Source organism: Pseudorhodoferax soli (assembly GCF_003337555.1).
GTDB lineage: Bacteria > Pseudomonadota > Gammaproteobacteria > Burkholderiales > Burkholderiaceae_C > Pseudorhodoferax > Pseudorhodoferax soli.
Map to the genome: position 1 here is coordinate 98364 of NZ_QPJK01000014.1, position 24597 is coordinate 122960.

General features: G+C 72.2%; 23 protein-coding genes and 1 tRNA gene. 18 read left to right on the forward strand and 6 right to left on the reverse strand.

All coding sequences use genetic code 11. From position 1 onward, the window contains the following. Positions 1–239: 239 nt before the first annotated feature. From DES41_RS34385 to DES41_RS34470, 18 genes are all read left to right on the forward strand, one after another. Positions 240–1124 (forward strand): alpha/beta hydrolase, encoded by an 885-nt coding sequence (locus DES41_RS34385; protein WP_170168384.1) that lies wholly within the window; start codon positions 240–242, stop codon positions 1122–1124. Between the two features lie 23 nt (positions 1125–1147). Then, positions 1148–2149 carry a Bug family tripartite tricarboxylate transporter substrate binding protein gene (locus tag DES41_RS34390; protein ID WP_170168385.1) on the forward strand — a complete coding sequence of 334 codons (1002 nt, stop codon included), beginning with the start codon at positions 1148–1150 and terminating at the stop codon, positions 2147–2149. Positions 2150–2246: 97 nt separating this feature from the next. Beyond that, positions 2247–3149, forward strand: coding sequence for an NAD(P)-dependent oxidoreductase (locus tag DES41_RS34395; RefSeq protein ID WP_114472139.1), 903 nt, complete (start codon positions 2247–2249; stop codon positions 3147–3149). Between the two features lie 8 nt (positions 3150–3157). Then, the gene (locus tag DES41_RS34400) at positions 3158–4030 is read left to right on the forward strand and encodes an amidohydrolase family protein (protein ID WP_114472140.1); all 873 of its coding nucleotides are present in this window, start codon (positions 3158–3160) and stop codon (positions 4028–4030) included. Positions 4031–4064: 34 nt separating this feature from the next. Then, the gene (locus DES41_RS34405; protein WP_114472141.1) at positions 4065–5057 is read left to right on the forward strand and encodes a TRAP transporter substrate-binding protein; all 993 of its coding nucleotides are present in this window, start codon (positions 4065–4067) and stop codon (positions 5055–5057) included. Then, positions 5054–5551 carry a TRAP transporter small permease gene (locus DES41_RS34410; RefSeq protein ID WP_114472142.1) on the forward strand — a complete coding sequence of 166 codons (498 nt, stop codon included), beginning with the start codon at positions 5054–5056 and terminating at the stop codon, positions 5549–5551. The genes DES41_RS34405 and DES41_RS34410 overlap by 4 nt, the downstream gene beginning before the upstream one ends. 73 nt (positions 5552–5624) lie before the next feature. Further along, the gene (locus DES41_RS34415; protein ID WP_114472143.1) at positions 5625–6896 is read left to right on the forward strand and encodes a TRAP transporter large permease; all 1272 of its coding nucleotides are present in this window, start codon (positions 5625–5627) and stop codon (positions 6894–6896) included. Next, complete coding sequence (locus tag DES41_RS34420) at positions 6893–7696, forward strand: IclR family transcriptional regulator (protein ID WP_114472144.1); 804 nt, start codon at positions 6893–6895, stop codon at positions 7694–7696. Before DES41_RS34415 ends, DES41_RS34420 begins: the two co-directional genes overlap by 4 nt. Positions 7697–7709: 13 nt before the next feature. Further along, positions 7710–8762 (forward strand): ketopantoate reductase family protein, encoded by a 1053-nt coding sequence (locus DES41_RS34425; RefSeq protein ID WP_170168386.1) that lies wholly within the window; start codon positions 7710–7712, stop codon positions 8760–8762. A 123-nt stretch (positions 8763–8885) separates the two neighbouring features. Continuing rightward, a complete protein-coding gene (gene dctP / locus DES41_RS34430; RefSeq protein WP_211333142.1) occupies positions 8886–9881 on the forward strand; it encodes a TRAP transporter substrate-binding protein DctP in 996 nt (331 codons plus the stop codon). A 2-nt stretch (positions 9882–9883) separates the two neighbouring features. Continuing rightward, positions 9884–10447, forward strand: a complete 564-nt coding sequence (locus DES41_RS34435; protein WP_114472147.1) for a TRAP transporter small permease subunit — start codon at positions 9884–9886, stop codon at positions 10445–10447. A 1-nt stretch (position 10448) separates the two neighbouring features. After that, a complete protein-coding gene (locus DES41_RS34440) occupies positions 10449–11750 on the forward strand; it encodes a TRAP transporter large permease (RefSeq protein ID WP_114472149.1) in 1302 nt (433 codons plus the stop codon). Position 11751: 1 nt separating this feature from the next. Next, positions 11752–12675, forward strand: coding sequence for an SMP-30/gluconolactonase/LRE family protein (locus DES41_RS34445; RefSeq protein WP_114472150.1), 924 nt, complete (start codon positions 11752–11754; stop codon positions 12673–12675). Positions 12676–12735: 60 nt separating this feature from the next. After that, positions 12736–13551 carry an IclR family transcriptional regulator gene (locus DES41_RS34450; protein WP_114472152.1) on the forward strand — a complete coding sequence of 272 codons (816 nt, stop codon included), beginning with the start codon at positions 12736–12738 and terminating at the stop codon, positions 13549–13551. A gap of 76 nt (positions 13552–13627) precedes the next feature. Beyond that, a complete protein-coding gene (locus DES41_RS34455; RefSeq protein WP_114472154.1) occupies positions 13628–14854 on the forward strand; it encodes an alpha-hydroxy acid oxidase in 1227 nt (408 codons plus the stop codon). 35 nt (positions 14855–14889) lie between these two features. Beyond that, positions 14890–15768 carry a TauD/TfdA dioxygenase family protein gene (locus DES41_RS34460; protein ID WP_114472156.1) on the forward strand — a complete coding sequence of 293 codons (879 nt, stop codon included), beginning with the start codon at positions 14890–14892 and terminating at the stop codon, positions 15766–15768. A gap of 10 nt (positions 15769–15778) precedes the next feature. Then, positions 15779–16489, forward strand: a complete 711-nt coding sequence (locus DES41_RS34465; RefSeq protein WP_170168387.1) for an RraA family protein — start codon at positions 15779–15781, stop codon at positions 16487–16489. A gap of 59 nt (positions 16490–16548) precedes the next feature. Next, positions 16549–16623 (forward strand) — tRNA-Glu (locus DES41_RS34470). Between the two features lie 96 nt (positions 16624–16719). On the opposite strand, the gene DES41_RS34475 is transcribed toward DES41_RS34470, so the two are convergent. The 6 genes from DES41_RS34475 to DES41_RS34500 form a co-directional block, all read right to left on the reverse strand. After that, positions 16720–17226 (reverse strand): retropepsin-like aspartic protease family protein, encoded by a 507-nt coding sequence (locus tag DES41_RS34475; protein WP_245966016.1) that lies wholly within the window; start codon positions 17224–17226, stop codon positions 16720–16722. Further along, positions 17223–19787, reverse strand: coding sequence for an ABC transporter permease (locus tag DES41_RS34480; protein ID WP_114472158.1), 2565 nt, complete (start codon positions 19785–19787; stop codon positions 17223–17225). The genes DES41_RS34475 and DES41_RS34480 overlap by 4 nt, the downstream gene beginning before the upstream one ends. Beyond that, positions 19774–20508 (reverse strand): ABC transporter ATP-binding protein, encoded by a 735-nt coding sequence (locus DES41_RS34485; RefSeq protein WP_114472159.1) that lies wholly within the window; start codon positions 20506–20508, stop codon positions 19774–19776. Before DES41_RS34485 ends, DES41_RS34480 begins: the two co-directional genes overlap by 14 nt. Further along, the gene (gene miaA, locus DES41_RS34490) at positions 20505–21446 is read right to left on the reverse strand and encodes a tRNA (adenosine(37)-N6)-dimethylallyltransferase MiaA (RefSeq protein ID WP_114472160.1); all 942 of its coding nucleotides are present in this window, start codon (positions 21444–21446) and stop codon (positions 20505–20507) included. The genes DES41_RS34485 and miaA overlap by 4 nt, the downstream gene beginning before the upstream one ends. Before the next feature lie 225 nt (positions 21447–21671). Then, positions 21672–23438 carry a methyl-accepting chemotaxis protein gene (locus DES41_RS34495; RefSeq protein ID WP_114472161.1) on the reverse strand — a complete coding sequence of 589 codons (1767 nt, stop codon included), beginning with the start codon at positions 23436–23438 and terminating at the stop codon, positions 21672–21674. A 199-nt stretch (positions 23439–23637) separates the two neighbouring features. Further along, positions 23638–24528, reverse strand: a complete 891-nt coding sequence (locus DES41_RS34500; RefSeq protein ID WP_114472163.1) for an alpha/beta hydrolase — start codon at positions 24526–24528, stop codon at positions 23638–23640. Positions 24529–24597 lie beyond the last annotated feature (69 nt).

A 24597-nucleotide genomic window follows, 5' to 3' on the forward strand; every position in this document is an offset into this window, starting at 1 on the left:
GCCAGGGGAAGCGGGAGGGTTTGCGGCGTTGTCGTGCAAGTCGTTGTCTCTCGGGCCGGTGGGGCCTTTTTGTGCGCGAAATTATCGGCCCCGGCCATGCTGCCGCGCGTGCCGGCCCGCACCGGGGGCCGACGGCACAGAAGTTCACAGGTTGAAAAAGTGCTGGCCACCGCGAGGCGGCGGCGCGCCCTGCGGGACTATGGTTGCAGCAGCCAAACCACAACGCATGGAGACAAGCCTTGGCGCCGCACACCCCGGACGACATCCTGGTCGAAGACATCGCCTACCAGCGGCAGGGCGATGCGCCCTTGCTGCTGCGCCTGTACCGGCCGCGCGGCCCCGGCCCGTTCCCGCTGCTGGCCGAGGTGCACGGCGGCGCCTGGTGCCGCGGCGACCGGCTCGACGAAGACCGGCTGAACTGCGCACTGGCCGCACGCGGCATCGTCGTCGCGGCGCTGGACTTCCGCATGCCGCCGCAGGCGGCGTATCCGGCCTCGCTGGCCGACATCAACCTGGCCGTGCGCTGGCTCAAGGCGCAGGCCGCGACCTGGGGCTGCGACGCCGCCGGGCTGGGCCTCATGGGCCTGTCCAGCGGCGCGCACCAGGCCATGCTCACGGCCATGCGGCCGCACGACCCGCGCTACGCCGCCCTGCCGCTGGAAGGTGGCGAGGGGCTGGATGCGCGCGCCGCCTTCGCGGTGCTGTGCTGGCCGGTGATCGACCCGCTGGGCCGCTACCGCTATGCGCGCGAATGGCAGGACAGCGGCCGCCCCGTGCCCGAGACCATCGGCCGCGTGCTGCCCGACCACCTGCGGTACTGGGGCGGCGAAGACGCCATGGCCGAGGGCAACCCCGTGCTGGCACTGGAGCGCGGCGAGGCCGTCGCGCTGCCGCCCGTGCTGGTCCTGCAGGGCGATGCCGACCTGGTGCACCCGCGCGCGCAGCTCGAGCGCTTCGCACAGGCCTACGGCCGGGCCGGTGGCGAGATCGCGCTGCAGTGGTTCGAGGGCGAGGCCGAGGGCTTCGTCAACAAGAAGCCCGACGCGCCGTCCACGGCGCGCGCCATCGATGCCATCGCGCATTTCGTCCACCAACGCAGCGGCAGCACGGTGCCCGCGCCATGACTAGAAGACAGGAGACACATTCCATGTTCCAGAACATCCTTCGCCGGGCCCGCAAGGCCTGCAGCCATTGCCTGGGCGCCACGCTGGCCGCCGCCGCGCTGGGCGCCGCGGCACAGGGCACGCCGTATCCGGCCAAGCCGGTCAAGCTCATGGTGGCGGCCGGCACCGCGAGCAGCCCCGACGCCATCGCGCGCCTGCTGGCCAGCCACCTGGGCGCGGCCTGGAAGCAGTCCGTCGTGGTGGAGAACGTGCCCGGCATGGGCGGCATCACGGGCACCGAGCGCGGCGCGCGCCAGCCTGCGGACGGCTACACGCTGGTGCTGAGCACGAGCGCGGGCATGGCGGTGGGCTCCAGCATCCTGGAGAAGATGCCCTACGACCCCGTGAAGGATTTCGAGCCCATCGCGCTGCTGATGCAGCTGCCCAACCTGCTGGTCATCCATCCCAGCGTGCCGGCGAAGAACCTGCAGGAGTTGATCGCCTACGCGAAACAGAACCCGGGCAAGCTGCGCTACGGCCATCCCGGCGGCGGCACCACGCCGCACCTGTCGGCCGTGCTGCTGAACCAGAGCGCGGGCATCGCCATGGAAGGCATTCCGTACAAGGCCAGTTCGCAGATGACGACCGACCTGCTGGCCGGCCACTACGAGGTGCTGTTCCACAACAGCTCGGTGCTGCTGCCCCATGTGCAGGCCGGCGCCGTGCGCGCCATGGGCATCACGGGTGCCCAGCGCACGCCGCAGCTGCCCGAGGTGCCGACCGTGGCCGAAGCCGGCAAGCTGCCCGGTTTCGAGGTCAGCGCCTGGTGGGGCCTGTATGCGCCGGCCGGCACGCCGCCGGCAGTGCTGGCCAAGGTCAGCGCCGACGTGGCGGCGGCACTGGCCAGCCCGGAGATCAAGGGCTGGATCGAGAAGCAGGGCGGCCAGGCCGGCAGCGGCTCGCCTCAGGCCCTGCGCGAGTTCCAGGCGGCCGAGACGCGCAAGTGGCGCGACATCGTCAAGGCGGCGCAGATCAAGATGGAATAGCGCGCCCCCGCGCTCCGTCCCGCGCGGCCTGCGCCGCAACTTCCCATTCCATGCCGGCTGCGCCAGCAGGCCGGCCTGCACCCCGGAGAACCTCCGCATGACCACGCAACCCCCGCCCGTGCTCGGCTTCGTCGGCCTGGGCAACATCGGCGGCCCCATGGCCTGGAACATGGCCGGCAAGCACGCGGGCGACTTCATCGCCTTCGACGCCGACCCGGCCGCCTGCGCGGTGCTGGACGGCACGCGCGCGCGCCGTGCCACCTCGCTGGCCGCCCTTGCGCAGGAGGCCGACATCGTCTTCCTGTCGCTGCCCGGCAGCGCCCAGGTGGAGGCCGTGTGCCTGGGGCCCGAGGGGCTGGCCGCCGGTGCGCGCTGGCCCGCCACCATCGTGGACCTCAGCACCTGCACCGTGGCCATGGCGCGCAGCGTCGCGGCGCGGCTGGCCGAACGCGGCATCGCCTTCGCCGACGCCCCCGTGGCGCGCACGGCGGAGGCCGCGCGCCGCGGCGAACTGAGCATCATGGTCGGCGCCGACGAAGCGCTGTTCGCGCGGATCGCGCCGTGGCTGCACTACATCGGCTCGGACGTCACGCGCTGCGGCGAGGTCGGCTGCGGCCAGGTCGTCAAGCTGGTCAACAACGCGCTGGTGTTCGAGCACACGGCCGCGCTGGCCGAGATGATGGTGCTGGGCCAGCGCGCCGGTGTCGAGCCCGCACTGCTGCTGGATGCCGTGGCCAAGGGCTCGGGCGACAGCTTCGTGCTGCGCAACCACGGCCGCAAGGCCATGTTGCCGCGCGTGTTTCCCCAAGGCGGCTTTCCGCCCGAGTACGCGCTCAAGGACATCGACTACCTCATGGAGCTGGCCGCGCAGACCGGCACCGCGACCGCCTTCGCGGGCCTGGCGCGGCGCTACTACGCGGCGGCTGCGGCGCATGGCTTCGGTGGCCGCTACTTCCCCACCGTGATCGAGGTGGTGGACCGCAACCTGGATGTGGCGTAAGGGCCGGCATGCACGACAAGACCACCCTGCAGCTGCCCGCGGGCGCCTGCGACTGCCACACGCATGTCTTCCTCGACCCGCGCACCTACCCCTGGTCGCCCGCGCGGCGCTACACCCCGCCGCCGGCCTCCACCGAGGCGCTGGCGGCCTGGCACGACACGCTGGGCCTGGCGCGCGTGGTGGTGGTTCAGCCCAGCGTGTACGCGGCCGACAACGCCGCCACCCTGCAGGCGCTGCGCGTGCTCGGTCCGGCGCGCGCGCGGGGGGTGGCCGTGCTCGATGCCGCCACCACCGAGGGGGACCTTGAGGCCATGCACGCCCTGGGCGTGCGCGGCGTGCGCGTGAACCTAGAGATCGACCACGCCAGCGATGCGGTCGCCGCAACCACCCAGCTGCGCGAGACCGCCGCGCGCGTGGCGCCGCTGGGCTGGCATGTGCAGGTCTACGCCAACCTGCCGCTGCTGGCGGCCTGCCGGTCGGTGCTGCGGGCGCTGCCCGTGCCGGTGGTGCTGGACCACTACGCCGGTGCGCATGCCCAGGGCGGGCCGGCCCAGCCGGGATTGCGCGAGGTGCTCGCCCTGGTGGCCGAAGGGCGCGCCTACGTGAAGCTCTCCGCGCCGTACCGCCTGTCCGCCGCGGTGGGCTACGCCGACATGGCGCCCATCGCGCGCGCCTTCATCGCGGCCGGGCCCGATTGCATGCTCTGGGGCAGCGACTGGCCGCACCCGCAGCCCGGCACCCGGCCGGATCCGCACGACACCAGCCCGCCGTTCGCGGTCGACTCGGCGCAGGTGCTGGCCGGGCTGCGCAGCTGGGCGCCGGATGCGCGCACCTTCGACCGCATCCTGGCCGACAACCCGGCCCGCCTGTACGGCTTCTGACCACCCACCACCAGACCACCCCTCGGAGACACGCATGCGCACCAGACATTTCCTCCAGGCCGCAGCGCTGGCCCTGTGCTGCGCGGCCACCGGCGCCGCGCAGGCCCAGCAGCCCACCACGCTCAAGCTGGGCTGGCCCACCTCCGACGGCGCCACCGACCCGCTGGCCATCGGCGCGCGGGCCTTCAAGCAGGCGCTGGAGAAGCAGTCCGGCGGGGCCATGCAGGTGCAGCTCTACCCGAACCGGCAGATCGGCGACGACAAGCAGCTCGTCGAAGGCGTGCGCTTCGGCACCGTGGACGCGGCCGTGGTCACCAATGCCGTCACGGCGCAGACCGAGCCGGCCTTCGGCGTGCTGGAACTGCCCTTCCTGTTCGAAAACGATGCCCATGTGCAGCGCGTGCTGGACGGCCCCGTCGGCGCCGACCTGGCCAAGCGCCTGGCCGCCAGGGGCGCCGTGGTGCTGGGCTACTTCGAGGGCGGCTTTCGCAGCCTCATCAACAACAAGCGCCCGGTGACGCAGCCCGCGGACATGGGCGGCGTCAAGGTCCGCGTGATGCAGAACCCGGTCTACATCGACCTCGTCAACGCGTTGGGCGGGGCGGCCGTGCCCATGGCATGGGGCGAGACCATCACGGCGATCCAGCAGGGCACCATCGACGGGCTGGAGCTGCCCGTCGCGCTGATCGAGCCGCTCAAGGTCAACGAGTTCGCCAAGTACCTGTCGCTGACGCAGCACACCTTCACCGCCTACGAGCTGCTGATCGGCAAGCGCCTGCTGGACCGGCTGCCGGCGCAGCAGCAGGCCTGGGTGCAGGCCGCGGCCAAGGAGGCCGTGCTGGAGCAGCGCCGCGCCATGGCCGGCCAGACGCCCAAGGCGCTGGAAAGCCTGCAGAAGGCGGGCATGCAAGTCAACGCCATCGGCGACGTGGCGAACTTCCGCAAGGCCGTGGCGCCGGTCTACGACAAGGCCCGCAAGGCCGGGCAGGGCGCCCTGATCGACGCCGTGCTGGCCGCCGGAAAATGAGGACCGCGGCGCACGACCTGGTGGAGGCGCTGGCGACGGCCACGCGCTGGAGCGTGCAGGCGCTCACGCTGCTGATGCTGGCCGCGCTGGCCATCCAGGTGCTGATGCGCTCGGTCTTCAACGCGCCGCCGTCCTGGTCCGAGGAACTGGCGCTGCTGGCCTTCAGCTGGACGGCGCTGCTGGCGCTGGCCTACGGCGTGCGCGAGGGCATCCATGTGCGCATGGACATGCTGCTCGATGCGCTGCCGCGGGCCTTGCGCCGCGGGGCCGAGCGCCTGGTGCTGGCCGCCGTGGCGGGCATCGGCCTGTACCTGGCGGTGGCCGGCTGGCACTACACCGAGAGCGCCGTCGGCACCACATCAGCCGCCATCGGCTACCCCATGCCGCTGCTCTATGCGAGCTGCGTGGCCTGCGGAGCGCTGGTGGCGCTGTTCGCGGCCGAGCGCCTGTTGCTGGGCCTGCCGGCGTGCGGCGAGCCGGAGGCCGCTGCATGAGCGCCGCGCCGCGCCGCCGCAAGCCAGCGCGCTCCCCCTTGGCGGGACAGGCCGCAGGCTGCAGGGTGCACAGGTGAGCGCCGTCGCCGCCATCCTGTCGCTGGGCTTCGCCGCGCTGGTGCTGCTCGGCGTGCCGTTCGCCTTTGCCCTCGCGCTGTGCGTGGTGGGCGCCATCGCCGTGACCGGCATGGACCCCATGCTGCTGCCGCAGACACTGGTCGCCGGCACGCAGAGCTTCAGCCTGCTGGCGATTCCATTCTTCATGCTGGCCGGCGAGATCATGTCCGCGGGCGGGCTGTCGCGCCGGCTCGTCAACGTGGCCGATGTCTTCGTGCGGCACCTGCCGGGCGGGCTGGGCCTGGTCGCCATCCTGGCGGCCCTGGTGTTCGCGGCCATCAGCGGCTCGGCGCCGGCCACCACGGCCGCCATCGGCGCGGTCATGGTCCCGGCCATGGCCGAGCGCGGCTACTCCAGGGCCTATGCCACGGCGCTGTGCGTGTCGGCCGGCGTGCTGGCGCCGCTGATCCCGCCGTCCATCGCGTTCGTGATCTGGGGCGTGATCGCCGAGCAGTCCATCGCCAAGCTGTTCCTGTCGGGCGTGCTGCCCGGCTTGCTGATGGCCGTGGGCATGGTGGCGCTGGTGCTCTGGCATGCGCGCCGCAGCGGCGTGGCGCGCAGCCCGCGTGCCAGCCTGCGCGAGATCGCCACCGCGCTGCGCGCAGGTGTGTGGGTGCTGCTGGCGCCCGTCATCGTGCTGGGCGGCATCTACCTCGGCATCTTCACGCCGACCGAGGCCGCCGTCGTGGCCTGCCTGTACGCGCTGTTCGTGGCCCTGTGCATCGAGCGTTCGCTCAAGCCCGCGCAGCTGGGCGGCAGCATCACGCGGGCGATGTCGACCACGGCCATGGTGCTGGCCATCGTCGGCTTCTCGCAGGGCTTCGGCGTGCTGGTGGCGCAGGAGCAGCTGGCACCCGCGCTGACGGGCTGGCTGGCCGCGCACATCCACACCAAGTGGCTGATGCTGGCCGCGCTGAACATCGGCTTCTTCCTGCTGGCGGCCGTCATGGACGAGGTGGCCATCATGGTCATCCTGGGGCCCATGCTGATCGCCATCGCGCGCCAGTACGGCGTGGACCCCATCCACTTCGGCAGCATGATCGTGACCAATGTCGCCATCGGCATGGCCGCGCCGCCGATCGGCTATTGCCTGTTCGTCGGCATGGCGATTGCCAAGCTCAAGCTCTGGGAGGTGGCGCGCGCCATCATGCCGTTCGTGCTCATGATGGTCGCGGTGCTGTTCCTCGTGACGTACGTGCCGGCCTTCTCGCTGGCCTTCGTGCGGTGACGGCCCGCGCCGCGTCCGCCGAGGCCGGCGTGGAGCGCCTGGGCACGCGCAGCCTGGGCCGCGGCATCAAGCTGCTGCGCCTGGTGGCTGCGCGGCCGCAGTTCGGCTGGCGGCTGTCGGACCTGGCCGCGGCCAGCGGCATCGACCGCGGCACCGTGCACCGCATGCTGGCCTGCCTGGTGGCCGAGCGGCTGGTGTTGCAGCGCGCGGGCGACCGCCACTACCTGCCCGGGCCGCTGCTGTTCGAGTTGGGCCTGGCGCTGCCCGACCACCAGCAGTTCCAGCGCCGCGCCGAGCCGCAGCTGGCGGCCTTCGCGCGGCGCATGGCCGGCGTGGCCGTGCTGGTGCTGCGCAGCGGCAACGAATACGTGTGCTGCCTGCGCGCGGGCAGCCTGCCGCTCACGGGCTCGGTGCTCTACCCGGGCAACCGCCGCCCGCTGTTCACCACGGCGGCCGGCGTGGCCATCCTGCAGACGCTGGGCGCGGCCGAGCAGCGCGCCGTGCTGCTGGACAACGTGGCGCAGGAGATTGCGCGCTGCGGCAGCGAGCGGCTGGCGGCGCTGCAGCGCATGCGCGAGCGCTCGGACCGCCATGGCTTCGGCGTGAACCTGGGCGACGTGGTGCCCGGCGTGCACGCCTTCGCGGTGCCGCTGCGCGGCAGCGGCGGCGAGGCCTTCGCGGCGCTGTGCCTGCTGGGGCCGCCGGGGCTGTACGGCGAGGAGCGGCTGCCGGCCATCCATGCCGAGCTGCTGGCCGCGCAGGATCGCCTGGCCACCGAGGCGCAGCGCTGGGGTTTTTGACAAGGAGGTCGACATGACGAGGGTATGCATCGTGGGAGCGGGGGCGGTGGGCGGCTACGTGGGCGCGCACATGGCCAAGGCCGGGGTGGACGTGACGCTGGTCGACGCCTGGCCCGAGCATGTGGAGGCCATGCGCCGCGATGGCCTGCGCGTGGAGGGCATGGATGGCGCCGGTGCGGTGCACACGGCAGTGCGCGCGCTGCATGTGGGCGAGCTGCAGCGCTGCGTGCGCGAGCAGCCCTTCGACGTGGCTTTCATCGCGGTGAAGTCCTACGACACGCGCTGGGCCACGGAACTGGTGCTGCCCTACCTGGCGCCCACGGCCTGCCTGGTGTCCTTGCAGAACGGCATCCACGAGGACGTGATCGCCAGCGTGGCCGGCTTCGGCCGCGTGCTCGGCGTGTCGGTCAGCGCGCTGGCGGCCGAGCTCGTGGCGCCGGGCCGCATCGTGCGCAACTCGCCGCTGGGCGACGAGAAGAAGGCCGGCATGCGGGTGGGCGAGATGCACGGCCAGGTCACGCCGCGCGCCCAGCTGCTGGCCGCGCTGCTGGCCCATGGCGACAGCTGCAAGCTCACCAGCAACCTGTGGGGCGAGCGCTGGTCCAAGCTGACGATCAACGCCATGCGCAACGGCGTGTGCGCGCTGACCGGGCTGACCGGGCGCCAGCGCGACCTCGACGAGGTGGCGCGCGATCTCACGGTGCGCCTGGGCAGTTCCTGCATCCGCGTGGGCCGCGCGCTGGGCCTGGCGCTGGAGCCGGTGGGGGGCCTGGACCTGGAGGTGCTCGCCCGCGCCGAGGAGGACCGCGCGGCCTACGACGCCATCACGCAGCAGATCATGGCGGTGGCCTACTCGCGCAGCGACGCGCAGCGCCCCTCCATGGGCCAGGACATCCAGAAGGGCCGGCGCACCGAGACCGAGGCCATCAACGGCCTGGTCGCGCGGCGCGGCGAGGAGGTGGGCGTGGACGTGCGCCTGCACCGCCGCGTGAACGGCGTGATCGGGCGCATCGAGCGCGGCGAGGCCGTGCCCAGCCCCTCGCACCTCGCGCAGATCCTCGCCTGACGCGAAGTTCAACATGTGGAACCGCCGCCGGCGCGGTGGTTCTCCGGTGCAGGCCTGCCACGTAAGGTTGCCGCCACCCGCTGCTGCGCTGCAGGGGCGGCATCCAACGACAAGGAGACAAGCATGTTGAACATCGAGCGCATCGCCCGGCGCTGGGGCGCTGCCGGCCTGCTGGCCGCGGCCTTCGCCGCCGTGCCCGCCCAGGCCAGCGAACGCTGGCGCGCCTACACCTACAACGCCGTGGCCACGGTGACGGCCGTGAAGGGGCTCAACGCGCTGTTCGAGGCGGTCGACAAGGAGACCGAGGGCGCGCTCAAGGTGCGGCTGCACCTGGGCGGCACGCTGCCGATCACGGCCACCAACATCACGCAGGCCGTGGCCGACAACGTGGTGCAGATGGGCGACGACGCCTTCTTCATCGGTAGCGTGCCGGTCGGCGGCGTGGTGCGCCTGCCGATGCTGTTTCCGCAGCGCGCCCAGTTCGAGAAGGCCTGGGACGCGGAGGCGCCGTTCCTGCGTGCCGACTACGACCGGAAGGGCGTGGTGCTGCTGGGCCGCTACATCTTTCCCGAGAACGTGTTCTGGTCGCGCAAGAAGCTGACCTCGCTGGCCGACATCGCGGGCCAGAAGATCCGCGTGGTCTCGCCCGAGCAGGCCGAGTTCATCCAGCGCCTGGGCGGCATCCCGGTCACGCTGGGCACCTCGGAAGTCGCGGCCGGCATCGACCGCGGCGTGATCGACGGCGCGCTGACGGCCAGCTCGGGCTACGGCTATGTCTGGCGCGACCTGCTCAAGTACAGCTACCGGCTCAACGTGAGCTTCGTCGACTCGCTGGTGCTGGTGAACAAGGAGGCCTGGAACAAGCTCGCGCCGGCCGTGCGCGGCAAGGTGCAGGCGCTTGTGGACGCGCACACGGCGCGCATGACGGCGGCCATGGCGGCCGAGGACGAGGAGCTCACGAAGAAGCTCGCGGCCGCCGGCATGGTCGTGACCGAACCCACGGCGGCCGACCTGGCCGAGGCAGAGAAGCGCATCACGCCGTACTGGACGGAGTGGGGCGAGAAGCGGCCGGCCGCGCAGGATGCGCTGCGCAAGGCGCGTGCGGCGGCGGGGCGCTGAGCATGGGCGCGCATGGGACGCTGCCGGCCATCGATGTCGATGGCGCCAGCCAGGACGCAGACGCGTTCAGTTCCGGCGAGGACCTGCCCGCGCGGCTGGGCCGCTGGGCCACGCAGGGCATCGTGCTGGGCCTGGTGGTGATGATGGGCCTGGAGATGCTGGTGCGCTCGGCCTTCGGCTGGTCCATCCAGTTCAGCAACGAGATCGGCGGCTATGCGCTGGTGGCCGTCACCTTCTTGTCGCTGGCCTCGGGCCAGCTGCTGCACGCCTACCACCGCGTGCACTTCCTGGACAGGCAGCTCGGCCCGGTGGGGCGCGCGCGGTTGCGGCTGGGCTTCGACCTGGCCACGGCCGCGGTGGCCGCGGTGCTGGCGGCCGAACTGGTCCGCTTCGAATGGCTGACCTGGCAGTCCGGCGATGTCGCGGCCACCAGCCTCATGACGCCGCTGTGGCTGCCGCGCCTGGTCATGCCGCTGGGCGCCCTGGCGCTGTGCTGGGCGCTGCTGCGCACGCTGGCCGGCGACTGGCGCCGCCTGCGGGCCGCGCACGGCCTGCTGGGGAGCTGACATGGCCGAGTACCAGATCGTCTTCATCTTCGCGTTGTTCATCGGCCTGCTGGCCGCGGGCATGGCCGTGCCCTTCGCCATCCTGCTGCCGGGCATGCTGTACCTGTACCTGCAGGGCGGCGTGGCCGCGCTGCACAGCCTGGGCCTGGTGAGCTGGGGCAGCATGGACAGCTACACGCTGACATCGATCCCGCTGTTCGTGCTGATGGCCGAGATCCTGCAGGGCAGCGGCCTGGGCATGCGCGTGTACCGCGGCCTGTCCAGCCTTGTGCGCAAGGTGCCGGGCGGGCTGCTGCAGACCAACATCGCGGGCTGTGCGGTGTTCGCCGCGGTCAGCGGCTCCAGCATCGCCACGGCGGCGTCCATCGGCCAGGTGGCGCTGCCGCAACTCAAGGCCCGGCAGTACGACCCGCGGCTGGCGGCAGGCTCGCTGGCCGCCGGCGGCACGCTGGGCATCCTGATCCCGCCGTCGATCGCGATGATCGTCTACGCGACCTTCACCGACACCTCGGTGGCCCGGCTGTTCATGGCCGGCGTGGTGCCGGGCATCGTGCTGACCCTGATGTTCATGGGCTATGTGGCGGTGGCCGCGGTGCTGCGCCCCGGCATCGCCCCGCCCGAGCGCGGCGAACTCACGCGGGCCATGGTGCTGCGCGCGCTGGTGGACATCGTGCCTTTCCTGCTGCTGATCGGCGGCATCATGGGCGCGATCTACACCGGCATCGCCACGCCGACCGAGGCGGCGGCGGCCGGTTGCATCTTCGCGCTGGCCATCGCGCTGGTGTTCGGCGAGCTGTCGTGGCGCACGTTCGGCGACTGCCTGCGGCGCTCCACGCTGATGGTGGCCAACATCCTGCTGATCACCTACGCGGCCTTCGTCTTCTCCTATGCCATGAGCTATGCCGGCGTGGGCGAGCAGATCACGGAGTTCATCGTCGGGCTGCAGCTGGGCAAGCTGGAGTTCTTCGTCGCGCTGCTGGTGCTGTTCACGGTCCTGGGTGCGCTCGTGGAGAGCCTGGGCATGATCGTGATCACGGTGCCGCTGCTGTACCCGCTGCTGGCCAACTACGGCATCGACCCGGTGTGGTTCGGCATCGTCGTGGTGCTGTTCATCGAGATGGGCCAGATCACGCCGCCCATCGGCATCAACCTGTTCGTGATCCAGAGCATCGCGCGCGGCAAGCTGTCCGACGTGGTCATGGGCACGGTTCCGTTCCACCTGCTCATGTTCGTGCTGCTGGGCATGCTGGTGGCCTGGCCCGGCATCGCACTGTGGCTGCCGGGCCGCCTGTCTGGAGGTTGACATGTTCGCTCCCCCTGAGAAATGCAAGGCCGAGGTCTTCACGCGCATCCCCGAGCGCTTCCACGTGAAGGACCGCCAGAGCGAATGGGCCCGCACGCAGCTGCACGGGGCGCCGGCGCCGGTGTTCCTCGAAGGCCCCTCGTTCGACCGCGACGGCAACCTGTGGGTGGTCGACATTCCGTGGGGCCGCATCTTCCGCATCGACCCGCAGGGCGGCGTGGAACTCGCGGCCGAATACGACGGCGAACCCAACGGCCTGAAGTTCCACTCCGACGGCCGCGCCTTCATTGCCGACTACCGGCGCGGCATCATGGTGCTGGACCCGCGCACGGGCCGCGTGGAGCCCTACCTGGAGCGCGCCCGGCTGGAGCGCTTCAAGGGCTGCAACGACCTGTTCTTCGCGTCCAACGGCGACCTGTACTTCACCGACCAGGGCCAGACCGGGCTGCACGACGCGAGCGGCCGGCTGTTCCGGCTGCGCGCCTCGGGCCAGCTCGACCTGGTGCTGCAGGGCATCCCGAGCCCCAACGGCCTGGTCATGAACCTGGACGAGACCGCGGTGTACCTGGCCGTCACCCGCGACAACGCGATCTGGCGCGTGCCGCTGATGGCCGACGGCACGGCCACCAAGGTCGGCGCCTACATCCGCATGAGCGGTGGCGGAGGGCCCGACGGCATCGCGCTGGATGCGCAGGGCGGGCTGGCGGTCTGCCACGTGGGCTTCGGCGCGGTCTGGATCTTCAGCCCGCGCGGCGAGCCGCTCGTGCGCATCGACGCGCCCGACGGCGGCACCTACACCACCAATTGCGCCTACGGTGGCGCGGACGGCCGCACGCTGTACATGCTGGAGTCCAAGAGCGGCTGCGTGTTCACGGCGCGCGTGGCGGTGCCGGGCCGTGCCATGTACGGCCAGTCTCGGGACTAACCCTGGTTTGACGCGCAAAGCACTGCGCGGCGCCGCGCAGGCGCCCAGAATGCCGGCCCCATGAAGCTCGAAGACCTCGTCCTGGAAGCCGCCGCGCCCCACGGCCCGGAGCGCAGCGGCACGCAAAGCCTCGCACGGGGCATCAAGCTCTTGCGCATGGTCGCCACGCGGCCCGGTTTCGGCTGGCGCCTGTCTGATCTCGCGGCCGCCTGCGGCCAGGACAAGGCCACCGTGCACCGCATGCTGGCCTGCCTGGTGGAGGAGCGGCTGGTGCTGCAGCGCGCCAGCGACCGCCACTACCTGCCGGGCCCGCTGATGTGCGAGCTCGGCCTCGCGCTGCCCGACCGCGCGCAGTTCCTGCGGGCGGCGGAACCGCAGGTGGCGGCGTTCGCGCGGCGCATGGCGGGCATCGCGCTGCTGCTGCTGCGCAGTGGCAACGAATACGTCTGTGCCCAGCGCGCCGGCAGCCTGGTGCTGTCGGGGCTGATGGTCTACCCCGGCACGCGCCGCCCGCTGTTCACCTCGGTCGGCGGGGTGGCCATCCTGCAGACCCGGCCGGCCGCCGAGGTGCGCGCCGTGCTGCTGGACAACGTGGCGCAGGAGATCGGCCGGCGCGGCACCGGCCGGCTCGAGGCACTGCAGAAGATGCGTGAGCGCTCGGACCGCCATGGCTTCGGCGTGAACCTGGGCGATGTGGTGCCGGGCGTGCACGCGCTGGCCGTGCCCGTGTGCGACAGCGCGGGCGATGCCTTCGCGGCGCTGTGCCTGATCGGCACGCCCGAGCTCTATGGCGAGGAACGGCTGGCGCCGTTGCAGGGCGAACTGCAGGCCGCGGCGGCGCTGCTGGCAGCCGACGCGCGCAAGTTCAACATGTAAAACGGGCGCTGCGCCGGTGCGTGGCAGCGCGCCGGCCTGCGCTTAAGGTCGTGGCCATGTTCTTCCATGCCACGCCATGAAGCTGCAATCCGCTGTCAACCTGGACGACCTGCGCCGCATGGCGCGCCGCAAGCTGCCGCGCATCGCCTTCGATTTCATCGAGGGCGGGGCCGACGACGAGCTCTGCCTGGCGCGCAACCGCGCCGCCTTCGCGCAGCACCGGCTGCTGCCGCGCTACCTGCGCGACGTGCGCCAGCGCGAGCAGTCGGTGACGCTGTTCGGGCGCCGTTACGCGAGCCCCATCGGCATCTCGCCGACCGGGCTGGCCGGGCTGTTCAGGCCCGACGCCGACCGCATGCTGGCCGCGGCCGCACGCGCCGCCGACGTGCCCTTCCTGCTGTCCAGCGCGGCCAACGCGGCGCTGGAGGACGCGCTGCCCGTGGCGCCCGAGCATGTCTGGTTCCAGATGTACTGCACGAGCGACCCGGCCATCAACGCCGACCTCGTGGCGCGCGCACGCAAGGCCCAGGTGCGGGTGCTCGTGGTGTCGGTGGATGTGCCCGTGAATTCCAACCGCGAGCGCAACCGGCGCAATGGCTTCTCGCGCCCGTTCCGCATGACGCCGGGCGTGGCGCTGGAGGCGCTGGGCCATCCGATGTGGGTGCTGCGCTACCTGCGCACGGGCGGCGTCCCGATGATGCGCAACTGGCTGCCCTACGCCCCGGCCGGTGCCGATGCCGGCGAGGTGGCCGACCTCTACGGCACGCTGACGCCTGCGCCCATGGTCGACTGGGAGCACCTGCGCCGCATCCGCGCGGGCTGGCCCGGGCCGCTGGTCGTCAAGGGCCTGCTGCACCCGGACGATGCGCGTGCGGCGGTGGCGCTGGGCGTGGACGGCCTGGTGGTCTCCAACCACGGCGGCCGCCAGCTCGACACCGCGCCCGCGCCGCTCGAGATGCTGCCGGCCATCCGTGCAGCCGTGGGGCCGGATGTGCCGCTGCTGCTGGACAGTGGCGTGCGGCGCGGCTCGGACGCGGTGATCGCGCGCTGCCTGGGCGCCGACGCCGTGATCTTCGGCCGGCCCACGCTGTACGGCGTGGCCGCGGCCGGGCAGGCCGGTGCATTGCATGCGCTGCAGATCATGCGGCGCGAGATCGACGCGGTGCTGGCGCAGATCGGCTGCGCGCGCTATGAGGCGCTGGACGCGGGCTACCTGTGGCCCGGCATGGCGGCCGCCACCGCAAGTTCAACATGTGAAAGCGCCGTGCCGGCCGAGGCGCCCCTGGCGAAGGTCTGGGGCTAAGGTTCCGGCCACCGAAGTTTGGAGACACACCACCCATGACCGCGATCCGCACCACGCCACTGCATTCCGACTATGTCGTGCAGGTGCATGCCTTCATCCCCGACCTGCTGGACGATGCCGCCGCCATCGCCGAGCTCAAGGCCCAGTGGCAGCGCACGCCGGTGATGGTGTTCCGCCGCCAGTCGCTGGACGAGCACGAGCTCGTGCGCTTCACCGCGCACTTCGGCACCTGCGAGACCACGGTGCGCAAGGACATCCAGTCGCCCTACCACCCGGAGATCATCTACTTCAGCACGCTCAAGTACCACGACGGCCGCTTCGTCGGCGGCTTCGCGGGCGGCGAGGACGTGGACTGGCATTCGGACCAGACCTTCCAGGTGCGGCCGGCCACGGGCGCCATCCTGTACGGCACCGAGGTGCCGCGCGACGGCGGCGACATCTACTGGTCCAACCAGTACGGCGCCTGGGACCTGCTGCCAGACGATGTTCGTGCGCTCATCGATGGCCGCACCGGCGTGTACCGCTATGCCAAGCGCTACGCCATGCTCAACACCGCCGAGCTCAAGGACAAGGAGAAGGCCAACGCGCTGCTGAGCCTGCCGGACGCCCGCCACCCCGTGGTGCTGACGCACCCGCGCACCGGCCGCAAGGCGCTGTACGCCGACCAGACCACGCTGGTGGAGATCGAGGGCCTCACGCCGGAGCAGAACGCGCGCGTGCTGCCGATCCTGTTCGCCGCGGGCGGCGACCCCGCGCTGGTCTACCGCCACAAGGTGCACAACGGCGACGTGATGATGTGGGACAACGGCTGCGTGCTGCACCGGCGCGACCAGATGTACCTGACCCAGCCGCGCCTCATGAAGCGCACCACCTTCCGCGTACCCGCCGCCGAGCACTGCCTGCCGCATGCCTGAAAGAACGACGATGACGCAATCCAATGTCTACCTGCGCGTGAACCGCGTGGCCGCTGAGCTGTGCGCGAAGGCGCGCGAGGTCACCGTGGCCGACCTGCACGAGAGCACCGCCCACCTGGGCTTCACCGGCCTGATGTCGGCGCGCATGCGGCGCATCTCGCCGGGCGCGAAGATCGCCGGCCCCGCCGTCACGGCGCTGTGCCAGCCCGGCGACAACCTCATGATGCACCGCGCGCTGCGCCTGGCGCAGCCGGGCGACGTGCTGGTCGTGCACAGCCTGGGCGAGACCTCGGCGGCGCAATGGGGCGACGTGGCCACCACTTACGCGGTCGAGAAGGGCCTGGCGGGCGTCGTCGTGCACGGCTGCGTGCGCGATGTGGACCAGGTGCTGGCCATGGGCTTCGCGGTCTGGGCGACCCACGTGTGGCCGGTGCATGCCGACAAGGGCAAGGGCGGCGGCGTGAACATTCCCATCCCTTGCGCCGACGTGCTGGTGCGGCCGGGCGACCTGATCGTGGCCGACGGCGACGGCGTGATCGCCATCCCGCGTGCCGAGGCGGCGCGCGTGGTCGACGCGGCCCAGGCCAAGATGAAGAAGGAGGCCGAGTTCGCCGCCGCCATCCGCGGCGGTGCAGCGGTCTGGGAGTTGAGCGGTGCAGACAAGGCCTATACCCAGCTCGGCATCGTCGAGCACGAGGCGGCCTTCGACGACCCGGCTTGAACGTTTCTGTGGTCTGCCGCGGAAAGGACCAAAAAGTCTGGCTATAATGCGGGCTGTCCGGAGCTATCGTCTATCGGTTAGGACATCAGATTTTCATTCTGAGAAGCGGGGTTCGACTCCCCGTAGCTCCTCCAGGATTCATCCGCCCTGCACCACCTGCCTGCGTCGCAGGGCGCGTCTTCAGCACCTCGGTGCCCCCCTCTTTCGATTGCAAGCCGCCTGACCAGGCCTCACTCGGCCCGTGGGCGCAGCCGCATGCTGTCGCGGTCCATGCTGACCTCGAAGTGCTGCAGGAAGTTCTGGCCCAGGAGGGCCTGGGCGTCGTTGGCGCCCAGTTGCAGCCCGACACCCACGCGCAGGCCGCGCACGGCCGCGCCGCCTTGCAGTTCGATGCGCCCGGCCCGCACCATGCGGCCCTCGCGCACGCCGTTCGCGGTGCGAAATTGCGTGGGCTCGCCGCCTTCCAGGCCGGCGCGGCGGGCCAGTGCTTCGCTGACGCCGACCACGCTGGCGCCGGTGTCCACGAGGAACATCACCGGCTCGCCGTTGATGCTGCCGGCGATGCGGAAGTGCCCGTCGGCATGGCGCGGGATCAGCAGTTCGCCGGTGGCCGTCACACGCGCCGCACGCGGCTGCTGCCAGCGGTCCATGGCCCAGTACAGCAGCGCCATCACCGCGAGCCAGAAGGCCACCATGGCGAGCGCGCCGCGCAGCACCATGCCGCGCTGCCGGCTCACCAATCCTCCTTGACGGCCATGACCGCGTCGCGCCCGGCCGCGGCACGGCCAGCGAGCCAGGCCGTCAGCGTGCCCGCAGCCACGACGGCCGCGCACAGCGCCAGCAGCCGGCCCCAGGGCGCGTGCAGGTCCATGGTCCAGTGGAAGCTCTGCGGGTTGACCACGTGCACCAGCACCACCGCCACCGCCAGGCCCAGCGCCAGGCCGGCGATGGCGCCGATCAGCGTCCAGGCAGCGCCTTCGCCGGCCACCACCGCCAGGATCTGCCGGCGCGTCAGCCCCAGGTGGGCGAGCAGGCCGAACTCCTTGCGCCGTGCCAGCACCTGGGCGCTGAAGCTGGCGGCCACGCCGAACAGCCCGATGCCGATGGCCACGGCCTGCAGCCAGTAGGTGACGGCGAAGCTGCGGTCGAAGATGCGCAGCGAGTTGGCACGCAGGGCGCCGACCGAGGTGAACTCCAGCAGCGCGCCGGCGCCAGGGGCCTGCGCCTCGACCAGCGCGCGCAGGCGCTGCTGCAGGGCCGCGGCGTCGGTGCCCGGTGCCAGCCACAGCGCGATGTCGTTGATGCGGCGGTCGCCCGAGAGCTGCTGGTAGGCCTGCTGCGGCACCACCACCGCGCCGAACTGGCGCACATAGTCGCGCCACACGCCGGCCACGAACAGCGGCGGCGCGGCGGCCTGCGGGAATGCCGCGGCGGCCAGCGCGTCCAGGCGGCTGCCCGGCGTGGCGCCGTACAGGTCGACCATGGGCTCGCTGACGTACACGCCCAGCATGCCCGGCGGCACCGGCAGCGCCGCGCCCACCAGCGGCAGGCTGCTGGCCGGGTCGGCGAGGCTGCGGGCCAGCAGCTGCACGGCGGGCCGCTCAGGGTTCAGCTGCACGGCGCGCTGGCGCGTCGTGGCCACGCGGGCCACGCCTTCGCTGGCGGCCACCGCGGCCACGGTTTCGGGGGAGAAGAACAGCGCGTCGCCGGCCGCCACGGCGGGGCGCAGGTACAGGTCGGCCGGCAGCACCTGGTCCAGCCAGCCGATCATGGACTCGCGAAAGCTGGCCACCATGACCGTCAGCGCGACGGCCAGGCTCAGCGCCGCGACCACGCCGCTGACGGCCACGGCCGCGCTCTCGCGCACGCGCCGCGCCCGCTCCACCGCGAGCAGCGGCAGCAGCCGGTGGGCGACACGCGGCTGCAGCCGGTCGTACAGCGCCTGGATCAGCAGCGGCAGTGCCGTGATGCCGCCGACCAGCAGCAAGGCCACGGAGACATAGGCGCCGAGTGCGATGCCGCCCACCGGCGGCGCCAGCGCGAGCAGGCCGCCCAGCACCAGCAGCACGACGCTCCACAGCTGCCGGCGGCGGCCGGTCGCCGCCTGGCCCAGGCCTTTGAGGGCCTGGGCCGGCGGCAGGTTCTGTGCGGCACGGGCCGGCCACCAGCCGCCGGCCAGTGTGGCGGCGATGCCCAGCAGGCCGTAGACGGCGGCCGCCAGCGGGCGCCACTGCAGCGGTGGGGCGGCCTCGTTGAAGTAGCCGCCGCCCAGGTCGCCGCCGAGCAGCCGCAGGGCGGCGGCGGCGAGCGCCGTGCCCAGCGCCAGGCCGGCCAGGCTGCCGGCCAGGCCGAGCACCGCCGACTCGGCCAGCACCAGGCGCTGGCGCTCGCGGCCCGTGAGGCCCAGAACGCCCAGCAGCGCGAACTGCTGCGTGCGACGCGCCACCGACAGCGACAGCACCGAGAACACCAGGAAGGCCCCCGTGAACAGCGCCACCAGCCCCAGCACCGTGAGGTTCACGCGGTAGGCGCGCGAGAGGTTGCTGACGCGCTGCGCATCCTGCCCGGGCGTCTGCGCGCGCACCTCGGGCGGCAGGGCCAGCGCGGCCAGCACGTCCTCGCGCGGGGCCCCGGGCGCCAGCTGCACATCGATGCGGGTGATCTCGCCCAGGCGCTCGAACAGGTCCTGCGCGGCGCCGATGTCCATCACGGCCAGCGGCGGGCCGCCGGCCGCCACCGTGCCGGCCACGCGCACGGGCCGCAGCGCCAGGCCATGCTGCAGCTGCACGCCGTCCATGCCCAGCGCCTGCTGGGCGGCCGGGTTGAGGAACACCGTGGCCGGCGCGAACCAGGCGTCGCGCGCGCCAGCCAGCCCGGGCGTGGGCGCGGGCAGCAGCTGCGGCGCGAAGGCCGCCACGCGCAGCGCGTCCAGGCCCAGCACGCGCAGCGGCACGCGCTGGCCGGCGCGGTCCGAGCCGGCCAGGGTCTGCAGCTCCAGCACGGGGCTGGCGTGGCGCACCTGCGGATGGGCGGCCACGCGTGCGTAGAGGTTCTCGTCGAAGCCGCCCTGCGCGGCACGCAGTTCCAGGTCGGGCTGGCCGTTGACGCTGCGCACGGCGCTGGCGAACTCGTCCAGCGCCGAGGCATTGATCAGGTGCACGGAGAAGGCCAGTGCCACGCCCAGCATGACGGCGACCACGGCGGCCGCGTTGCGCCAGGGGTGCTGGCGCAGCTCCTGCCAGGAGTAGCTGGTCAGCAGCGTGCGCAGCACGCCGGCGGGGGCGTCAGCCCTGCGCATCGGCGATGCCCTGCGCCGTCAGGTGCAGCACGCGGTCGGCGCGTGCGGCAGCGGCCTCGGAATGCGTCACGAGCACGAGCGCGGTGCCGTGCGCGCGCACCTGGGCGACCAGCAGGTCCATCACCCGCGCGGCCGTGGCCGGGTCCAGGTTGCCGGTGGGCTCGTCGGCCAGCAGCAGGGCCGGGCGGTGCACCAGTGCCCGCGCGATCGCCACGCGCTGCAGCTGGCCGCCGCTGAGCTGCTGGGGCAGCCTGGTGCCCAGCCCCTGCAGGCCGACGGCGTCCAGCATGGCGGCCACGGTGGCGTCGGTGCCGTGCCGGCCCAGCAGCATCAGCGGCAACGCCACGTTCTGCGCCACGTCCAGGTGCGGCAGCACGTGGAAGGCCTGGAACACGAAGCCCAGGGCCTGCCGGCGCAGCCGTGCGCGCGCGTCATCGTCCAGCGCCGAGAGGTCCTGGCCGCCCACCAGCACGCGGCCGGCGTCCCAATGGTCCAGGCCGGCCATGCAGTTGAGCAGCGTGGACTTGCCCACGCCGGATTCGCCGACGATGGCGACGAACTCGCCCGGTGCCACGCGCAGCGTGACATCGGCGAACACCGTGGTCTCGCCGTAGCGCTTGGCCAGCCCGTCCACGGCCAGGGCCGGGGCCGGGGGCACTGGAGTACCTTCGCGCTGCGCGCTGCGGTGCTGAGCACCTTGGGGCGGCCCGGCGGTGCTCATGCGATGCGCTCCAGCACCTGGGCCAGCGCGTCGGGTGCGTCGCAGGGCACGGTCTCGCGCGCCGGCATGGAGCGCAGCCAGGTGATCTGCCGCTTGGCCAGCTGGCGCGTGGCGGCGATGCCCTGCTCGCGCAGCGCAGCCAGCGCGGCCGGTGGCAGCGGCGCGCCGAGGGCGGGCAGGGCGTCCAGGGCCTGCCAGGCCTGGCGGTAGCCCACGCAGCGCATGGACGGCAGATCGGCATGCAGGTCGCCGCGGGCGCGCAGGGCGCGGACCTCGTCGAGGAAGCCGCCGGCCAGCATGGCGTCGAAGCGCTCGGCGATGCGCGCATGCAGCCAGCCGCGCTCGCGTGGCTCCAGCGCGATGAGGCGGTGGCGCGGCGCGGCCTGGGCGTCGCGCACGCCGTGGAAGGACGACAGCGGCCGGCCGGTCGAGCGCCAGACCTCGAGCGCGCGCTGGATGCGCTGCGAATCGTTGGGGGCCAGCCGGGCAGCGGTGGCGCTGTCGTACAGGGCCAGCTCGGCATGCATGGCGGGCCAGCCGCGCGCGGCGGCCTCGGTCTCCAGCGCGGCGCGCAAGCCGGGATCGGCGGGGGGCATCGCGTCCAGCCCGTCGATGAGCGCCTTGAAGTACAGCATGGTGCCGCCCACCAGCAGCGGCAGTGCACCGCGCGCGCGGATCTCGGCCACCAGCCGCGTGGCATCGGCCACGAAGCGCGCCGCGCTGTAGGCCTCGGCCGGGTCGAGGATGTCGATCAGGTGGTGCGGCGCGGCCGCGCGCTCGGCGCGCGTGGGCTTGGCGGTGCCGATGTCCATGCCGCGGTAGACCAGGGCCGAATCCACGCTGACGATCTCCACCGGCCGGCGCGCGGCGATGGCCAGCGCGGCGGCGGTCTTGCCGGAGGCGGTCGGGCCGGCCAGGCCGATCCAGTCGATGTCCACGGTGGTGGCGGCCTCAGCGCCGCGCTGCGGCAGCGGGCGGCAGGCAGGGCAGGGCGGTGGTCAGGTTGGGGGTCGGAGCGGGGTGGGGCAGGCGCATGGTGTCGAAGACGGGCGGCACGCCTTGCGTGCCGGTGCCGCGATTGTGGCAAAGCCACGCTGCATGCCGCCCATTTCCGTACGCGGCGCACGCGCCGCATGCGCCGCTCGCGCGGCGCGTTCACCCGCTCAGAAGCTCTCCCACTCGCCTTCTTCGTTCTTGGCAGCGGCCTTGGCGGCCGGCAGTGCCCTGGGGGTGGCGGCGACCGGCCTGGGCCGCACGCCGGCCGGCGCGGGGGCGGCCTTCGCGGCCACACGCGGCTGCGGGGCGGCGGCGGGGCGGGCCGCCAGCGCCGGGGCCCGGACCGGGGCGCGGGCTGGCGCCGGGGCTGCACGCGGCGCCATCCCCGCACCGTCGCGCAGCTGGAACACCGCCATGGCCTGCACCAGTTGCTGGGCCTGGTGGCGCAGGCTGTCAGCCGCGGCTGCGGACTGCTCGACCAGGGCGGCGTTCTTCTGCGTGGTCTGGTCCATCTCGGTGATGGCCTGGCCGATCTGCTCGACGCCCGAACTCTGCTCGCTGCTGGCGGCGCTGATCTCGCCCACGATGTCGGTGACGCGGCGGATTGCGGCGACGACATCCTCCATGGTGCTGCCGGCCTGGTCCACCAGCGTGGTGCCCTGCTGCACGCGCTCCACGCTCGCGCCGATCAGCGTCTTGATCTCGCGCGCCGCCTCGGCCGAGCGGCCGGCCAGGCTGCGCACCTCGGTGGCCACCACGGCGAAGCCGCGGCCCTGTTCGCCCGCGCGCGCTGCCTCCACCGCCGCGTTCAGCGCCAGGATGTTGGTCTGGAAGGCGATGGAGTCGATCACGCCGATGATGTCGGCGATGCGGTCGGAGCTTTCGTGGATGCCCTTCATGGTCGCCACCACGCGCGAGACGACTTCGCCGCCCTTGGTCGCGACGGACGAGGCATTGGCCGCCAGCGCATTGGCCTGGCGCGCGTTGTCGGCGTTCTGGCGCACGGTGGAGCTGAGCTCCTCCATGGAGGCGGCCGTCTCCTCCAGTGCCGAGGCCTGCTGCTCGGTGCGGCCGGACAGGTCGTTGTTGCCTGCCGCGATCTCGCTGCTGGCCGTGGACACGCCCTCGGCGCTGCTCCGCACGCCCGAGACCACGGTGGCCAGTTGTTGCTGCATCTCCTTGAGTGCAGCCAGCAGCGCGGTGGCTTCGTCGCGGCCATGCACCTGGATGTCTTCTGTCAGATCGCCTGCCGCCACGCGGCGCGCCGCGCTGCCGGCCTGCGCCAGCGGGACGGTGATGCTGCGCGTGAGCAGCCAGGCGAAAAGGGCGACCAGGCCCAGCGCCACGACCGCGAAGCCGACCAGGATGGACTGGCCCAGCGCCGCCTGGTCGGCGGTCGCGCGCAGAGAGCTTTCGTAGATCTTGTGCTGGCCCTCCTCGAAGCGCTGCAGCGCGGCGTCGTACTGGTCGGCCAGCGGGCGCAGCTGGGTGCCGAGCAGTGCCGCCACATCCTCACCGCCCTGGCGCCGCTTGATGAGCTCGGCGCGCGGGCCGCGGTAGGCCTCGCGCCGGGCGTTGATCTCGGCGATCAAGGCCTTCTCTTCGGGCGTCGCGGCCAACTGGCCGATGCGCTCGCTGACCTCGGAGATGCGCTTGGAGGTGCGGTCCATCTGCGCGATCCAGGCGGGGATGCGGCCCGGATCGGCCTCGAGCAGCGTGGATTGGGTGCGCACCCAGTTCATCTCGATGTTCTGGCGCCAGCGTTCGGCCAGGCGCAGCTTCTCGTTGTCCACGGTCCCGAGCCGCTGGGCATCGGCGGCGGTCTGCTGCAGCCGCCAATAGCCAACGGCGGCGCTCACGGCAATGACCAGCAGCAGGATGCTGAAGGCGAGGGTCAGCCGGGCGCCGATGCGCAGTTGACGCAGTCCGCTCATGCTGCGCTCCCGTTGGCTGTGGCTTGCGCGCCGCGAGGCAGCGCAGAACCGTTCCGGACACAAACTTCTTCTTGGTGCACAACAAGCCTCCCGAGAGCCTACGGTGCGCCGATTATGGGCATTCGTACGCTATGGGTATGTACTGGCTTGCCCCAGCTGTACGAGAACTGAGCGAAAGAACAACACTCCGGGTGGCCGGCTACTCGCCGGCCTGGGCCAGCGTGCCGGCCGGCGGCCAGCCGAACAGCTGGTGCAACGCCGTGCGGTACTGCGCCTGGCCGCGCAGGATGGTGTTGTGGTGCGTGCCGCCGTCGACCACGACGAAGGCCTTGGGCTCCTGCGCTGCGTCGTACAGGCGCCGGCCCAGGTCGGGCTTGATCAGGCTGTCGTTGGACCCATGCACCACCAGCAGGGGGGCGCCGATGTAGGGCACCTTGCGGATGGATTCCATGCGCTGCGTGATGAGCCAGCCGATCGGCAGCCAGCCCCATTTCATGCTGGCCGCCACCTCGGGGATGGAAGTGAACGTGCCTTCGACGAGCACGCCGCGCTCGTCTTGCACCTTGGAGGCCAGATCGATGGCGATGGCGCCGCCCAGCGAGTGGCCGAAGATGTAACGCGGCCGGTCGGGGTAGCGGGCGGCCAGCCAATCCCAGGCGGCACGGGCGTCCTCGAAGGCGCGGTCTTCGGAGGGCAGCTCCGCTGTGCTCTTGCCGAAGCCGCGGTAGTCGATGGCCAGCACCGAGAAGCCCAGCTGCTGCATGGCGCGCATGCGCGGTGCCGAGCCCTGCACATTCCAGCGCGCGCCATGCAGGTACAGCAGGATGGGCGCCTGCGCGGCACCGGTGTGCAGCGCCGGTTCGTTCTCCAGCCACAGGCCGTGCAGGCGCACGGCTTCCCTGGAAACCTTGGAGTCGAAGTCGATCCAGACCTCGTCCATGCCCTCGGCGCTGGCGGCGCTACCGCCCCAGGCGCGGTCGCCGGGCTGGAAGATCCAGTCGCGTTGGCGTTCGTCGAGCAGACTGCAACCCGTGACCGCGCCCAGGGACAGGGTCGAGCACAGCAAGGCGATCAGAGAAAGGCGGCGCATGGCAGGCACTGACTTCGTTTGTGCGGCGTAAGTTCAATCCTACGCAGCGCAAGCACGATCGAGGCCAGG